This is a genomic window from Erwinia sp. MYb375, assembly GCF_037479175.1.
Classification (GTDB): Bacteria; Pseudomonadota; Gammaproteobacteria; order Enterobacterales; family Enterobacteriaceae; genus Erwinia; species Erwinia rhapontici.
In genome coordinates, this window is sequence record NZ_JBBGZS010000010.1 from 343299 (window position 1) to 358810 (window position 15512).

Sequence of the window (15512 nt, forward strand, 5' to 3'; positions counted from 1 at the left end):
CCCGAGTATATCCTAAGGCAACCGTATTTTAAGCTATCACGCCTCGCAATCGTTCGTTTAGGGGTTTTCCTGGTCTTCCTGCCCCCTTTTCAGGCGCCCTGCGCATTATTTAAAATCTGCATAGGGGATCAGCGGCTGCGGCGGCATATCCAGATCGCCCTGCCAGCCAGCCATCGAATAGCGCAGATACATCAATCCGTGGCTGGGGGTATAATCCTTCGCCTGTTGAATATCCACCCCGAGCCCCAGCGTCCAGTGTGACGATAACCGCCGTTCCACCAGCGCCTGTAAGGTGTAGCCAACGCCGCTGCCGCCCCCGTCACTGCCCGGCGGATTATCGCGGGTCAGGTCGCCAAAACTGAGGGGGTAACGCGGCTGGGCGCGCGTTTTTGAGTGGGACAGTGAAACCGAGCCACCAAGGTCAAATGACCAGTTTTCCGTGCGCTGACGGAAGGTGACAGGCACCGACACTGACGCATAGCGCTGCGGACTGTAGTAGCCGCCCTGGCCGAGAGAGTAGTCGCTGAGATCCTTCGCGTAATGCCACAGCATGCCATTCAGGCCAATCGTTGCGCGGCGGTTGTCCTCGTTAATCCACTTATAGTAGTAGCCACTCATCAGGCGTTCGCGGGAGTTATCTGCCACGTTAGTGCCGCCGATCTGATGGGCGCTGATATCAGCCCAGATGCCATGTGCCTCACCCCGGTCATAGCTCAGGCCGATGGCGCCACCGGTTGCCACCACCCCGCCCCAGGTTTTACCACTGGCCGGGTTCGGGTCGCGCGCCCCGGCAAAAGCCAGTAACGAGCTGGAAATTGGCCGCCTTGACGCGGTCAGTGAAACGCCCACCTCATCAATGTCGGTATTCCAGGTCAGACCCCCTACCCAGTTCGTGACTTCGAAACCAAGCGGGGTGGTGCCGAGATCGGCCGACCAGCGATCGCTGCGATACCCTGCGCCGATGCTGGTGCCATTCTGGTGCTGTTTAAAGTCCCGGCTGCACTGCGCATCGTCATTGGCACAGGTGCCGAAATTTTCGGTGATATTGCCGCTGCTATTACGTGAAAAGGTCCCCGCCGACACATCAACATTGTCCAGTCGTAGCCAGCTTCGCCCCTCGTCCCAGGGCGTGTCCGCCTGCAACATGGTGGTACGTGCGGTGAAATCCGAAATGCCGCCAGTACCTTTATTGCGCGAGTAATCCTCTTCAAGCGTGAACACCGTATCCTGCTGCTTATACAGGTCGGCACTGTCGCTGCGGATACTCCGTTTCAGCCAGTCATCGCGCACATCGTTACGCGTCAGCCGGGTAAAGGTGTCGTTATCGACCGGGGGCTGCGCGGCAATACCGCTGGCCACCATCACCTGCCGGTAATCGTTCAGTGCGGCCGCGGGCTGGCCCTGTGCGGCCTCCAGCCTGGCAGCATCACGTAACACCAGCGCACTCAGCTCCGACGGGCTCTCTTTTTCTGCCTGCGCTTTCAGCCCGGCATACTGTGTCCGCGCACGATCGGTTTCACCGATGCTTGCCCAGGCATTCGCCACCCGGCGTCCGTTGCTGAGGCTGGCAGCGCTGACCGCAGGCGGCAGCGCCTGTAACAGACGCTGCGCATCAGCGGGCTGCTGCTGCGCTATCTGAGCATCAATCTGGTCGAGCTGACGCTGGCTTTCCAGGCGATCTGACAGTGCCTGAATATCGGGCGTCCACCGGGCTTTCGGCAGGGTGTTTAGCTGCTTCAGCGCGGCATCATCGTTATCGCGCCCCGAGAGCCACAGCCCGTAGGTATAGACCTGTGCCGGGTCCTGCGGCTGGCGCCGGGCCATCGCCGCCATCACCGCCTCTGCCGCTGCCGTCTGGCCGTTTTCACGCAACGCCCCGGCGTAGCGATAATTCAGCCAGACATCATCCGGGGCATCCGGCTGTGCCTGGCGGTATTTTGCTACCGCCTGCGACCATTTCCCCTGCTCCCCCAGCCGATCGGCCTCATCACTGAGCGCACTGCTGCGCAGACTGGCAAGGGTATCGCCCAGCGCACGCTGCTGCGCGACGGGCAGGGTATTCAGGAAATCCAGCGCCCGCTGCGGAGACTGTTGCTGATAAACAGCGGCCAGCCGACGCACCGCCGTGGTATTACCCGGCTCAACGCGCAGCGCTTCGCGGTAATGCTGTTCGGCCTGACTATTGTCCTTACGGGCCAGCGCCACATCACCCAGACCAATGCGCGCATAGCCGTCACGCGGGTCAAGCGGCCGTGCCTGCAGGTAGTAACGCTCTGCCGCGCGAGTATCCCCCTGCGCCAGCGCCTTATCGCCCTGCTCGATGGCCAGCCAGTACTGATTCGAACGCAGCAGGCTCTGCCATTTACTCACGTCGTCACCCTCTGGAGCGGCATTGATCGCCTGACGAAACCAGGTCGTGGCAGCCGCACGGTTACCGGCCTGAGTCAGCGCCTGGCCACGTGCGCCCAGCGCCGCGGCACGGGTATCCGCTTGTGTACGGCCGACATCCTGCTTTATCTGAGTAATCGACTGCTGTAGCTCTGCATTACCCGGTGCCTGGCCGTCCAGTGCCTGCATTTCTGCCAGCGCCTGCGCCTGCTGGCCAGGCAGCCGCGCCACCAGACGCCAGTACTCCAGCGCAATATCAGTTGACGGAAACGCGCCGTGGAACAGCTGGTCCCAGGCGGCCCGGGCTTCCTCCAGCCGACCTGAGGCCGCCAGTAGCCGTGCCTGCTGGAACTGCTGACGCCCTTCCGGCGTGATCAGCAGCATACTGGCGGCCGCCTGCCGTGTTGCCGCCGAAGACGGGGCAATCTGATTGAGCTGGCTCATCAGCCGGGCAGCGCTGGCCTGATCGCCCTGGCGCAGCGCCAGACGCAGTTTTGCCGCCAGCACATCCGGGTTATCCGGGGCAATTTTGTCCAGCCGGTAGAGTGACTGGGCGACCAGGTCGTACTTATTGGTCGCCTCCCCGGTACGCACCTGTTGTAACAGCCACGCTACCGGGGCCACACTATCCGCCGCAAAAACGGCACTGAGTGGCAACAGGAGAACAGGCAGCAGCAGCCCATGCAGCGGGCGCATCACTCTTCGTCATCCTCGTCGTACAGACGACGACGGCTGATGCCGCGCATCACGCGCCAGACCAGCACCGCGAACAGGATCACCACCACACCCGCCAGCGTTGCCAGCCACAGCGGGTGCGTCGCCAGCAGGTTCCACAGGCGCTCCCACCACGGCAAGTGTCCGACATAATACGTCTCACCCACGCGCAGACTGTTAACGCCGGACTCACGAATAATCGATACCGACCCAAACATCGCGTCCCGTTTGCCGCTGTCATTCATGGCATCGGCCAGCAGTCGCCAGGCTTGTGGGCTGTCGGCCAGCAGCGCGACCACGCTACGCTGCTCAAAGAACGGCGACTGGAAGCCCACAACGGCGGCCATCGGCCCGGCGGAAACAATGGTGGTCTGGCTTTCCGGCTGGCGATCGACCGCCGGGCCGTCAACGCTGCTGAGTACCGGCTGACGCAACGGTTTGTTAACCCAGCTTTTTGCCGCATCCACCAGCAGATTAATTTTGCTGTCGTCTTTTAAGTCTGCGGGCAGGCTGCCAATCATCAGCAGGTCAGCATCCTCTGTTTTCGCCTGCGACCAGTTATCAGTCAGGCGAACCTTCAGCGCTGGATAGCCGCTCTGTGCGCTGATGGTGGCCAGTGCGTCGAGCATTGCGGTCACCTGCTCAGGCTGCGGCTGCGCGTTGACCAGCACCAGGGTCTTCGCCAGGTCGGCCTGACGGCTGAACGGGAACCCGGCGGAGGCAAAAGCACGCAGGGACGGCATTTCAATAAAGTGGCGATAACCCGAGAAGTCGACGGTGGAGCTACCGTCGATCACCACGTGATTTTTAACCGGCACCACCGTTTCACAGCGCCCGTCGGCAGTGCCACCAATAAAGGTCAGGGCATAGTCAAAATCGAAGCGCAGCTGATTGACCACATCCAGGCGCAGTGCCGGGATCGTCAGGTTAGTACTGCCATCCTGTAGTCCCTGGATCAGCGGAATGTGCAGCAGCTGCTGACTGCGGTCTTTCTTCACCACCAGCGGATAGTCCTGAACAAACTGATTATTCAGGTGAACGGCCAGTCGTGAACTGTCGTTCAGGATCGGCGAGGTGTAGCGATAGCGCAGATCCATATCAATCCCACGCGCGCGGATCAGGAACAGGTCTGGCGGCAGATTGAGGGTGAAATTGAGCGGCGAAGGTTGCAGGCCATCAGACTGCAACTGCCCCTGGTATTGCTGCAATTCAGAGAAGGTGGTGGCGCGGTCGGTACGCACCCAGTTAGGGGCATCGTACGGCTGACGATCAGCCAGCGGTTTCAGTGACTCAACGATGGACGTCTGCCCACGTAACAGCAACTCCCCCTGCGCGATCCCCTTAACTGCCATAATCAGATCGTTATCGTCGCGCCCCATGACCAGCAGCATTTTCTGATAGGGATTGTCTGGCTGGCTGACGATCGTCACGGTCGGCTTATCCACCGCTGGAAGATTTTTCAGGAAATCCGGACGCTTAGTGTTGGTTGCAAACACCACGGCATGCTGATCCTGCGGCAGCTGATTGTACATCACCGGGAAGTTCTGCCCGCGCCACTGCGCTTTGGTACCAAACCAGGAAGCCAGAATACCCGCCGCACGCTGTTCAGTCAGATCCGGCGCCGAGGCAAACACCACCGGCAGCGACATTGGGCGGTTATCGCGGCTGTCGAAGAACGGTTCCGGGAAATGTGAAAGATCGTTGGTCAGCGGCAGCTTTTGCAGCGTCAGCTCCAGACGACTCTCTTTACCGATATCCAGCCAAATCGAACTGTACGCCGGATTTTCGCAGACATTGGTGTAATGTCCCACCAGTTCAAAACGGATGCGGTTGAAGTCACCAATAAAACGCGGGTCAATCGGCACCTCCACCTGGTTCTCTTTTCCCAGCTGTTCAGCCGTCAGTGTCACCAGTCCGACCATTTCGTCATTCAGGTAGATTTTCAGGTGTGACAGCGTCGGGAGCAGGGCGGGCGACGGGCGGAAACTGAGCATCAGCAGCGCCTTAGTCGCCACCTCATCGCTGCGTACGCCGAATTCGATCTGCCCCTCGGGATGGGTGCCGCGCAGGGAAAAAGCACCGGGCGGTGGCGCGATTTTTCCAAAGTTGAGCACCGATTCACGCAGCGGTGCAGCAGGCAACGGTGTTATCAGAGGCGCCTGTGGCGTTGCAGTATCGGCTGCCTGACTCAGTGGCATCACCCCGAGCAACAGCGCGGTAAACCAGCTTTTTTTTATCGTCATCATTTTATCTTCACTGTTGCGTCACGGGGCTGCGCACGCGCCCCACACCATGAGGGAGGAAAGAGGTTATCCACGCTGCCAGCGCGGTTAAACCAACAAATAACTGGCGCAGGCGCGGTGGCCCGTACTCCGCCAGACGCAGATAGCCTTTAAAACCCAGCACCACGATATCGACCAGACTTTGTACCGGTTTATCTTCCGGGAAGCCGTCCTGCCAGAGTGCCCAGGTATCGGCCCGGGCAAAGGTGCACTGAATAAATTCAACGTGCTGCTGCGTCGTCAGGTTATCCAGCCGGATACCCGCCCGGCGGCCAAAGGTGCGCTGCACAGTGCACGGGAAACTGAATTCCTGCTGACCCCGTTTAAGCAGTAAAAATACCGCCTCATCATCGCTCAGCGCATTGGCTTCACGCAGCTCCACCCCGACACCCCCGTCTGAATAGTCGCGCAACGTGCAAGGCACCAGATGGCCGTCTGCGCGGGCAATGGCCGCAGGCATCGCGATCTCCACGCGGTGTGCTTCTCGGATCTGCCGGGCCTCAACGGACACTGCCACCGCGCCCCCCAGAATAATCAGGTTGTAAAACACCCAGATAAGGCTGACCAGCACCGTCAGGATCTCGCTGGGTGGGCCGTATGCAAGTCGCCAGACGGCGGCGACAACGCCGGCAAGATTAATCAGCACCAGGCACATATAAGGCCGGGTGATCACCCAGTCGAGGTGCTCCTCCGCGACCAGACCGCCCTTAGCAGTGACGTTAAATTTCCCCTTATGCGGATTCAGCAGCGCCACAGTGGTCGGGCGCGCGATATACCAGGCCAGCACAGTTTCATAGACCTCACTCCAGAAGGAGTGCCGCCAGCGGCCCTGGATACGCGAGTTGGTCAGGCTGGTGTGCAGCATATGCGGCAGCACGTAAATGGCGATCGCCAACGCCGGGGCGAAGATAATAAACGCGTGGCACAGCAGGAAGGCCAGCGGAGCCAGCAGGAAAATCAGCCGGGGAATGCCCGAAAGGAAGTGCAGCATGGCATTGGCGTAGCACAGGCGCTGAACCAGCTTCAGCCCTTTGCCGAGCAAAGGGTTGTCCAGGCGGAAAATCTGCACCATACCGCGCGCCCAGCGGATGCGCTGCCCGATATGCGCCGACAGGCTCTCCGTCGCCAGCCCGGCGGCCTGCGGAATGCGGATATAGGCCGAGGTATAGCCTTTACGGTGCAGGCGTAGCGAGGTATGGGCATCCTCCGTGACGGTCTCAACGGCAATTCCACCAACGTCCTCCAGGGCACTACGGCGCAGCACCGCGCAAGAACCGCAGAAGAAGGTGGCATCCCAGACATCGTTACCATCCTGTACCAGCCCGTAGAACAGCGTGCCCTCGTTGGGCGTACGGCGGAAACGTCCGAGATTGCGCTCAAACGGGTCCGGCGAGAAGAAGTGATGCGGCGTCTGCAACATTCCCAGCTTCGGGTCTTTAATAAACCAGCCCAGGGTCATTTGCAGGAAGGAGCGCGTGGGCACGTGGTCGCAGTCAAAGATAGCGACATACTCACTGCGGCACACCGTGCGCAGGGCATGGTTAATATTGCCGGCTTTCGCATGCTCATGGGTTTCACGCGCCACGTACTGAATACCAACGCTGGCGGCAAATTCACGAAATTCCGGGCGTTGCCCATCATCCAGCAGATAGATCGTCAGCTTCTCTCGCGGCCAGTCGAGGCCCAGTGCAGCATAAATGGACGGCTTAACGACGCTTAACGGTTCATTGTAGGTTGGCACCAGCAGGTCAATCGTCGGCCAGCTATCAATATCCTCCGGCATCGACACCGGCTGGCGGTGCAGTGGCCACAGGCTCTGGAAATATCCCAGTAACAGCACCACCCAGGCATAAGTTTCAGCAGCAATCAGCAGCAAACCAAAAATCAGGCTTATCCGGTCGTCCCAGTTCAGCGTAACGGTATAGCGCCACCACAGATAACGGCAGGAGATGGTCAGTGACAGGACAATCATCATCATGACCGGCAGGCGGCCCGGAATCCGCCGCACCACCATCGCCACCATCCACAGCACCATAACAAAGATAAACTGCGTCCAGATATCAAACGGCTGCGAGATGCACAGCAGGGCCAGGGCCGTAGCCACCAGCACCGCCACGCTGAACAAGGCTTTGCGCAGCCACGGATGCAGCTGATTTAACCAGCGCTCAGCCCGGCTTTCCAGCCTGCTGCGTTGCGCTTTTTGCGACAGGCGGTGCAGCCAGCGGTGAAAGAGTTTGCGCCTGAGCGCCAGCGGGCGGAAGGCATTCAGCCGCAGGCGCTCGCTGCGCGGTGAAGCATCATTGGGCATAAACAACACCAGCCACAGGCTCTGTACCAGATAACGCAACAGATCCGCCGGGCGTGGGCGTTCCGGCGAAATCTGCGGGTAGAGCTGGCGGCGGCGGACACGCACGGACTGCCACTCCGGGGATTCAAATCGCAGCAGCGTCCAGCCCAGCATCACCAGCAGGCACTGGAGGGCTGCGGTCAGCACCGGGGCGCGATGACGACGATAGTCGCGATAGCGCTGGTGTAATGCCTGCCACACCGGGGGGATCAGTAGCCAGCGCAGTGGGTTCATGCCGCTTTACCTTTAAGGTTGACCAGGCACCAGGTCGCCAGGGTCGCCATCTCCTCTGCCGCCAGGCTGAGCGGGCGATATTCGCCCAACGGTTGCTTGCTTAACAGCGCTTCCGCGAGCGCCTCATCGCGATGGATCACCAGCGGAACCATTGCCCTGAGCGTGCTTAACCACAGCTGGTGCAAATCCTGCTGCACCTTGCTGACGGAAGTAAACTGGTTGATCAGGAACAGGGTGTTGGCCGGAACGTTGGCCTGATGCAGGCGCAGATGGCAGTTACCATCCGGGTTGAGCACCAGCAAATGGTGATCGGCCTGCAGCAGCGAATGGCTCAGTTGGGACAGCTCCGCCGGGATATCCAGCAGCACCCAGCGATATTCGCTACGCAGGGCCTCAAGACGCGTGGACCAGGGTGCCACTAACGCTTCAGGCTGACGAAAATAATCCTGCCCTTCTTCACGCGGAAGCTGCCCGAAGGGAATAAAGTCGAGCTGCGCGGTATAACGCATCGCGCTCTGCTGCCAGGGCTGCTGGTGTCGCATGCTGTGTGCCCAGCCACGGGAATGTGCCAGGGGAGAATTAAAATGGGTACCCAGCTGATTATGAGGGGAAAAATCAATGGCAATAGTGCGTTCACCCAGGCAGTTCAGTGCCCAGGCCAGCGCCGCTGTGACAGAAGTGGTGCCCACGCCGCCACGCAATCCCGACAATGCAACGATTGGCATTAACTTTCCTTATTCTGAAGTGCATCCAGTTCTGTCAATAATGGCCATCGCGCATAAATGGCCGCCAGTCTTTCCTGACGGGCGATATCGATATAACGAAATGCGCCGAGTGAAAATGCCTCACCCAATGCGCTAATATCATCAGGTGGTTCACTTTCGGCTTGTAAAGCAGGACGCTGATTTTTATTCATCTTTGCCAGCCATTATGCAGGAATGGATCGATTTAATAATATACATTTATCACGTTAATGATTTAAATCTCATTGTTTTACCCTTAAGTTAAAACCACCGGAGGAACACGCCCCCACACTGACCGCCATCAGTGGCCAGACGTCCCCGGCAACCTGATGCATAAAAATGTGAAATCGATATCAATGATTCACTGGCACCTGGTAAGTAGTAATGTATATTTACAGTATAACAAGTGTTATGAAAAATTTTTTCCAGATTGCCTTCATGCTGGATTATCCCTGGTGCAAAAAATCTTATGACGATTTCATTTACCTTAGGGCTTGGACAGGTTCAAAATGAATTAGTGTTGATGCAGCCGCCAGGCTGCTACTGGGTCACAGTAAACCGGCAGGAAGATGCACGCCTGCTGGTGCGCCAGACGATAGCGGCTCAACGAGCGTTGACCCTGATCAGCACCACTGAACCTCCCCAGAGCCTGTTGACACCTGCTCCACAAGGCGGCCCGAATAAAATCCCATTATTCTCTTTGCCTGAAACGACCGAGGCACTGATGGATTTGACGGAAGATTTTTCCCGGGTATTAACCAATAAACCCCGATTCCTCATTTTTTATACCGCCTTTAGCACGTGGGAGACGTTATCGTCCATCGAGTTAAATAGCTGGCTGAAGGGAATACAAAAATGGTTAACCGCGCGAAAATCAACAATGTTGATTATCACCTCTGGTCCCGGCGTTAATCTCCTGCGTAATGATTTACAAACGCGCTATCGTCATCTGGAGGGTTTGTCGCATCTTGAATGGCAACAGGACAGCTGGAATTACCGGGTTAACTGGTGGTGTAATAAAAGTGGCATGCTGGCAGATCGTGCGCTGCGACTCACGCTGAGTCAGGATTCTTTCCTGCAAATTAATGAAGAAGAGCAAAACACACCGTTAACATTAAATGATGAATATCTTTATCTGGCAGAAAAAACGGTACTGGAAGGTGCGCCACCTCTTTCCAGCGCATGGACGCTGTTTGATGATAACAGTCAGCTTGCCAGCCGGGCGCAGCAGGCCAGTGCCGCCACGGTGATCTTTAATCTGCATCATAACGACCAAATCGCGACTCTGGCGGGTGATATTCACGGCCTGCGCCGCACGCGCGGCAGCGCCCTGAAAATTGTGGTGCGTGAAATGCAAACGTCCCTGCGCTACAGCGATGAACGCCTGCTGCTGGCCTGCGGCGTGAATGCCATCGTGCCCTTCAATGCCACTATGTCGCGTTTTCTTACCACTTTGGAAGGGTTGCAGGGGCAGTTCTATAACCGCCATGTACCTGCTGACCTTGGCGTATTACTGCGTTCCATGCAGCCACTGCAGGAGAAAGGCTACCTGCCGCTGGAGCATTTTTGCCGCTCAGTGACACGGTTGATCGGTAACACCATGCTACCGGAAGATGGCAAAGGTCTGCTGGTGGCTTTGCGTCCCGTGCCGGAACTCAGCCCGGAACAGGCGCTGACGCTGTGCAAGCCGCGACGCTACGGTGACCTGGTGACACGTATAGAGGATCGGGTGTATCTGTTCCTCTCCTCCTGCCGTTACACCGACCTGGATACGGCATTGCAGTACATTTTTCATCTGCCGCCCAACGAGATTTTCACTAACCGGATGGTGTGGTTTGAGGATTTACAAATCCTTTCGGAAGTCAGGCAGATAACCAGTATGTTGCCCAGCGCCTGGCGTGATGCGCCACCGACTGAGACCCACGAATTGGCGGCCGATACCAAACAGCCAGAGATCCGCCTGGTGCCGGAAGAAGTGACGCTCGCCACCCGTTCAGATAAAGAGGGCCCGCAATGACACTGATGGATGGGGTGCAGATCGTCATTCTGCTGCTGTTGATCCTGTTATTACTGAAGCCTTTTTACAGCCGCTGGCTGCCCAAAAAATGGCGCGGGATCCTGCACCGTGTTCTGCCACCTCGCGCCCTGAAATATGAAGGGACCTGGCGGCGAAAATATCCTGATTCGGAAACCAAGAAACGATGAACGATCGCCAACCTGTCACATCTGCATCCCCTCCTGTCTGGCGCTACTGGCGCGGGCTGGGCGGCTGGAATTTTTACTTTCTGCTCAAATTTGCGCTGCTGTGGTTTGGCTACCTTAATTTCCATGCGCTGAACAATCTGATTTTCCTGGCGTGGCTGCTGATGCCGATCCCATCGGTGAGGCTGCACCGGCTGCGTCACTGGATCTCGGTTCCCATTGGTATTGCCCTGTTCTGGCAGGATACCTGGCTACCGGGCCTGCAAACGCTGCTCAGTCAGGGCGGGCAGCTCGCCGGGTTTTCCGCCGACTATCTGCTGGACTTAACGACCCGCTTCATCAACTGGCAGATGGTCGGCGGTGCCTTTATTCTGCTGGTGCTGTATCTGTTCCTTGCCCAATGGGTGCGGGTGACGGTGGTGGTTTCGCTGATGCTGGTGTGGGTGAACGTGGTGAACCTCGCCGGACCGGCATTTAACCTGCTGCCTGCCGGGGAAGCCACACCGCCGGTGGCAACAAACCCGGCACCTGAGGCTTTAAAAAGTGCGGCAAGCGGTATGGAAGAGACGCTTCCTCCCACCAGCGCCAACCTGACGGCTCATCTGAACGCCTTCTATAACAGCGAAAAACAGCGCATTACGCAGTTCCCGGAGACGCTGCCTGCGGACTCCGCGCCCTTTGATATTCTGGTGATCAATATCTGCTCGCTGGCCTGGTCAGACATCGAGTTTGCGAAACTGCGCAATCACCCACTGTGGCAGCACTTTGATGTGGTGCTGGATAACTACAATGCCGCTACCGGCTACAGCGGCCCGGCGGGGATCCGCCTGCTGCGTGCCAGCTGTGGTCAGAGTTCGCACAGCGATCTGTACAAACCGGTTGATGAGCGTTGCTATCTGTTTGATAACCTGGCGAAGCTCGGCTTTAAGCAACAGCTGATGCTGGACCATCCGGGTGTATTTGGCGGTTATTTGCAGGAACTGCGTGATGACGGCAATTTACAGGCACCGCTGATGTCACAGGCCGGGCTGAAACCTCAGTTAACCTCGTTTGACGGGGAACCGGTGTTTGATGATGCCCAGGTGATGCAGCGCTGGCTGGATGACCGGCAGAAAAGCAGCGAGGCCCGCAGTGCCACTTTCTATAATCTGATCCCACTGCACGACGGCACGCGTGAATTGGGCAGCAACAAAACCGCCCCCTGGGAGCCACGGGCGAAAAAGCTGTTCGATCAGCTGGATGATTTTCTGACCAATCTGGATAAGTCCGGCCGCCGGGTGATGGTGCTGGTGGTGCCAGAGCACGGTGCGGCGCTGGAAGGTGACCGGATGCAGATGTCCGGCCTGCGCGATATTCCCAGCCCGTCGATTACCCATGTTCCGGTGGGCATCAAGTTTGTTGGGATGAAGGCACCCCATGCTGCACAGCCGCTGAATGTCAGTACGCCGACCAGCCTGCTTGCGATTTCCGAGTTGGTTTCCCGCGTGGTTGATGGTCAGGTGTTTAATGCCGCCAATGTGAATATGGCGACACTGACGGCTGATTTACCCCAGACCCCGGTGATCTCCGAGAATGATAATGCGGTGGTGATGATGTATCAGGGGAAACCCTGGATTCGGCTGAACGGTGGGGATTGGGTGGCGTATCCACAGTAGGAGCCGGGCATGCCCGAACCACATCAGGGCGAGGCGTGCCTCGCCCCTACGCAAAATGAGGGTGGGTGACCTGTCCGTTGTAGGGGTCGGGCATGTGTAGGACCGGGTACATAGGTAACAGATCAGACCGGGCACACAGGTAACACTTTTATGCCGGGTCGACCCTGATAATACGCTTTTCTGCCCGTTCATAGTAAGCCAGTATCAGCCGGTCGAAGAGGATGACATCCACGCCGTCATCCACTTCGACCAGCCTCACGTATTCTCCCCTCAGCGCTTCGCTCAGGAACATCCACTTATCCAGCTTTATTCCTCCCTTTGCCTGAACCCGCAGCAGCCTTGAGCCCTCCGGGTATTTCACCTCCGGCACCTCCCCGTCCCACCCCCGTGCTGACGGGGTCCATACCGACGACGGCGTTTTTCCTCCGTGCGCCTCGTGCGGCCGCTCTGCGTTGAACTCTCGCCGGTAGGCGTCGAACCACATCTGCTGCTCTGCCTGCGTCGTGAAGATGTTGCCGCAGGCCAGCGCTCTCTTCAGTGAACGGTGCATCCGCTCATGCCGCCCGTTCTCTTCAGGATGCCCTTTCCTGATCCGTTCCGGCAGGATGCCCGGCTTTATCAGCCAGACGCTGAGCCGGCTCAGGCCGGCGATGCCCGTACCGGCGAAGGGATGCCCGTTGTCCGTGCGTATCACGTCCGGCAGCCCGTATTCCCGGAAGGCCCGCTCAAGATTCTGGCGGACGAACGCCCCGGTTTCACGGGTGCCTGCTTCACACGCCAGCAGGTAGCGGCTGAGGTTATCCGTCAGGGTGAATGGCCGGCAGAGGCTGCGGTCACGCAGGCGGAACCAGCCCTTGAAGTCTGCGCTCCAGACCTGATTAACGCGGCAGATATCCGTCAGACCTGCGGCGTTACCGGGCGTGCGGCGGCGGACTTTACGGGGCGTGACCAGCCCTTCGCGAGCGAGCAGGTTGCCGATGGTGCTGGCGGCAGGAACGTGGCCGGGATGGCCCGTGTTAATCAGCCAGTGTCGCAGTTTTTTGGGCCCCCAGTCCGGGTGTGCGCGGCGCAGGGATATCAGGTGCTGTGCCAGGTCGGGAGGGATAACGCAGGATGAGGTGAGGCGCGCGCGGGAGAGGTTTTCAAGGGAGCGAAGGTCGCCGGGGTCAAAGCGTTCAAGCCATTTGTAGCCGGTTTTGCGGCTGATGCCGAACTGGCGGCAAAGTGAAGCGACAGAGTGTGTGCCTGCGAGGCAGGCACGGATAAAATCGAGGCGTTGCATGGTAACAGTCTCAGTCCAGGGCATAGTGAGTCTCTTCCGCTATGCCGTTTATAACTGTTACCCATGTGGTCAGTCTAAAGTGTTACCCATGTGGTCGGTCTGTACCCGTGCCTCGCCCCTACGCAAAATGAGGGTGGGTGACCTGTCCGTTGTAGGGGTCGGGCATGCCCGACCCGCAGGTGAAGGCGTTAGCGGTCGTTCAGCGCCAGGAACGTCAACAGGCGCAGACTGGCCGAATAATAATCCTCACTGCTGTTCAACGCATCATTGATATAACCGGTATCATCCAGCGTCAAATCGCGCACCGCCAGCAGGCCGCCCGCCATATTGTACGGCGCTTTATCGCTACTGAGCACATCAATCCAGGCCGGCGTTTGCAGCCGCTGGAAGTTCATCCAGAAACGCTGGAACGGCACCAGTTGCAGCGAGGCAGGATCATACCAGTGCAGATAAAGCGGAACACGGATCGCATCATAACTGAAACGCGGCGGCCAGGCGGTAGCCGGAGCCATTGAACCGTCGGCGTTCATCGCCACCCAGTCCATTGGCAGGCCACTGTCACCAAAACGCATCTCAGACAGCAGCTGCGTACCATCGTCAATCAGGGCGTTCCACACCTTCAAATGGCTGCGGGCAGCAAAGTCACGCCACGCCGGGAAAATAAAGTAGGATGGGTTGAGGATCACATAGCTGGTTTTGTTAAAACCCTGCGCGCCAGGCAACATAATCGTCCGCCCGGCAAAGGTGATCACATTGCGGTCAATAATCGCTTTTTGCAGACGATCGGACACTTGTAAATACGCCGGTACATTCCACTTATTGCCCGCTTTCAGCAGTGCCCAGGCGATCAACACATCACCATCAGAGGCGTTGTTGCGGTCACTGACCGGGTCGCTGGCACCGGGGATGTACTTCCAGTAGAACAGACCGTTGTTCGGATTGCTGAGGTTCTTCTGCGTCCAGCGCCACAGGCTGTCGAAACTACTGCGGTCGTTGTAATACACCGCCATCAGCATCGCATAGCCCTGGCCTTCCGTGTGGCTGACATTATTATTGCCCGTATCCTGGATACGTCCTTCGGATGTCATAAAACGCGTTTTAAACGTGCTCCAACCGTCTGCGGCACTGGCCTGGGACATCCCCAGCACCAGCGCAAGCAAAATTATTCCTGCCCTGAACATTGCCATCATCCTACTCCTCATGCCTGGTAACGAAAGCGCAGTGAGCTTTCACCGGTCTCTTCACAGGTCAGGGAAACGTTATCGCCCCCTCCCTGACCGCGCAGCCAGCGGGCATACAGGCCCAGCAGAACCGCACCCAACGCCAGACGCCACTGACGGTCCGGCATCACGCCATCGCCCGGCGGCAGCGCCAGATGATCGATAACAATCGCCGTCTCCGACGGTTTAAGATCAACAAATCCCCAGTTGAAGCGCGCCAGCACCTGATTGATCTGTGCTTCCAGATCCGCCACGGTCGCGATCGCGCCCAGCGGGTAACGATGGGCCAGGCTATCGCCCATCTGGCGTAAAAAGGCCTGACTTTCGAGCTCACCGGCGTTATTCAGCATTCCATTAATCATCACACTCAGCAGATCAAACCAGCCCGGCTGATACTGCTGCTGACGGTAATATTGCAGGGTGCGTTCCTGTAACTGACTCATGC

The 15512-nt window shown here is 58.2% G+C and carries 11 protein-coding genes; 3 read left to right on the forward strand and 8 right to left on the reverse strand.

Annotated elements, in window-relative coordinates; all coding sequences use genetic code 11:
* Positions 1-105 precede the first annotated feature (105 nt).
* Genes WH279_RS01570 through bcsR form a run of 5 tightly spaced genes read right to left on the reverse strand, consistent with a single transcriptional unit; the run spans position 106 to position 8881 of the window.
* The gene (locus WH279_RS01570; RefSeq protein WP_339454793.1) at positions 106-3084 is read right to left on the reverse strand and encodes a cellulose synthase subunit BcsC-related outer membrane protein; all 2979 of its coding nucleotides are present in this window, start codon (positions 3082-3084) and stop codon (positions 106-108) included.
* Complete coding sequence (bcsB, locus tag WH279_RS01575; RefSeq protein WP_339454899.1) at positions 3084-5345, reverse strand: cellulose biosynthesis cyclic di-GMP-binding regulatory protein BcsB; 2262 nt, start codon at positions 5343-5345, stop codon at positions 3084-3086. Before bcsB ends, WH279_RS01570 begins: the two co-directional genes overlap by 1 nt.
* A 10-nt stretch (positions 5346-5355) precedes the next feature.
* Positions 5356-7965, reverse strand: a complete 2610-nt coding sequence (gene bcsA, locus WH279_RS01580; protein ID WP_339454794.1) for a UDP-forming cellulose synthase catalytic subunit — start codon at positions 7963-7965, stop codon at positions 5356-5358.
* The gene (bcsQ, locus tag WH279_RS01585; protein ID WP_339454795.1) at positions 7962-8690 is read right to left on the reverse strand and encodes a cellulose biosynthesis protein BcsQ; all 729 of its coding nucleotides are present in this window, start codon (positions 8688-8690) and stop codon (positions 7962-7964) included. Before bcsQ ends, bcsA begins: the two co-directional genes overlap by 4 nt.
* The gene (gene bcsR, locus WH279_RS01590; protein WP_339454796.1) at positions 8690-8881 is read right to left on the reverse strand and encodes a cellulose biosynthesis protein BcsR; all 192 of its coding nucleotides are present in this window, start codon (positions 8879-8881) and stop codon (positions 8690-8692) included. The genes bcsQ and bcsR overlap by 1 nt, the downstream gene beginning before the upstream one ends.
* A 296-nt stretch (positions 8882-9177) precedes the next feature.
* Between bcsR and bcsE the strand changes: the two genes are divergently transcribed.
* The 3 genes from bcsE to bcsG are packed head-to-tail and all read left to right on the forward strand — an operon-like array spanning position 9178 to position 12565.
* The gene (bcsE, locus tag WH279_RS01595; RefSeq protein ID WP_339454797.1) at positions 9178-10725 is read left to right on the forward strand and encodes a cellulose biosynthesis protein BcsE; all 1548 of its coding nucleotides are present in this window, start codon (positions 9178-9180) and stop codon (positions 10723-10725) included.
* On the forward strand, positions 10722-10913 hold the full coding sequence (gene bcsF / locus WH279_RS01600; RefSeq protein ID WP_339454798.1) for a cellulose biosynthesis protein BcsF: 192 nt from the start codon (positions 10722-10724) through the stop codon (positions 10911-10913). Before bcsE ends, bcsF begins: the two co-directional genes overlap by 4 nt.
* Positions 10910-12565: a cellulose biosynthesis protein BcsG gene (gene bcsG, locus WH279_RS01605; RefSeq protein ID WP_339454799.1), complete on the forward strand. Its 1656-nt coding sequence runs from the start codon at positions 10910-10912 to the stop codon at positions 12563-12565. Before bcsF ends, bcsG begins: the two co-directional genes overlap by 4 nt.
* Before the next feature lie 148 nt (positions 12566-12713).
* On the opposite strand, the gene WH279_RS01610 is transcribed toward bcsG, so the two are convergent.
* The 3 genes from WH279_RS01610 to bcsD form a co-directional block, all read right to left on the reverse strand.
* On the reverse strand, positions 12714-13847 hold the full coding sequence (locus WH279_RS01610; RefSeq protein ID WP_339454800.1) for an integrase core domain-containing protein: 1134 nt from the start codon (positions 13845-13847) through the stop codon (positions 12714-12716).
* A 188-nt stretch (positions 13848-14035) separates the two neighbouring features.
* A complete protein-coding gene (locus WH279_RS01615) occupies positions 14036-15034 on the reverse strand; it encodes a glycosyl hydrolase family 8 (RefSeq protein WP_339454900.1) in 999 nt (332 codons plus the stop codon).
* A gap of 11 nt (positions 15035-15045) precedes the next feature.
* Positions 15046-15510 (reverse strand): cellulose biosynthesis protein BcsD, encoded by a 465-nt coding sequence (bcsD, locus tag WH279_RS01620; RefSeq protein ID WP_339454801.1) that lies wholly within the window; start codon positions 15508-15510, stop codon positions 15046-15048.
* Positions 15511-15512: the final 2 nt, after the last annotated feature.

Coding starts and splice junctions, on each gene's coding strand:
- bcsD (WP_339454801.1), bottom strand. CDS start 15,510: ATGAGTCAGTTACAGGAACGCACCCTGCAATATTACCGTCAGCAGCAG.
- bcsG (WP_339454799.1), top strand. CDS start 10,910: ATGAACGATCGCCAACCTGTCACATCTGCATCCCCTCCTGTCTGGCGC.
- bcsE (WP_339454797.1), top strand. CDS start 9,178: ATGACGATTTCATTTACCTTAGGGCTTGGACAGGTTCAAAATGAATTA.
- bcsA (WP_339454794.1), bottom strand. CDS start 7,965: ATGAACCCACTGCGCTGGCTACTGATCCCCCCGGTGTGGCAGGCATTA.
- WH279_RS01610 (WP_339454800.1), bottom strand. CDS start 13,847: ATGCAACGCCTCGATTTTATCCGTGCCTGCCTCGCAGGCACACACTCT.
- bcsR (WP_339454796.1), bottom strand. CDS start 8,881: ATGAATAAAAATCAGCGTCCTGCTTTACAAGCCGAAAGTGAACCACCT.
- bcsB (WP_339454899.1), bottom strand. CDS start 5,345: ATGACGATAAAAAAAAGCTGGTTTACCGCGCTGTTGCTCGGGGTGATG.
- WH279_RS01570 (WP_339454793.1), bottom strand. CDS start 3,084: ATGCGCCCGCTGCATGGGCTGCTGCTGCCTGTTCTCCTGTTGCCACTC.
- bcsQ (WP_339454795.1), bottom strand. CDS start 8,690: ATGCCAATCGTTGCATTGTCGGGATTGCGTGGCGGCGTGGGCACCACT.
- WH279_RS01615 (WP_339454900.1), bottom strand. CDS start 15,034: ATGGCAATGTTCAGGGCAGGAATAATTTTGCTTGCGCTGGTGCTGGGG.
- bcsF (WP_339454798.1), top strand. CDS start 10,722: ATGACACTGATGGATGGGGTGCAGATCGTCATTCTGCTGCTGTTGATC.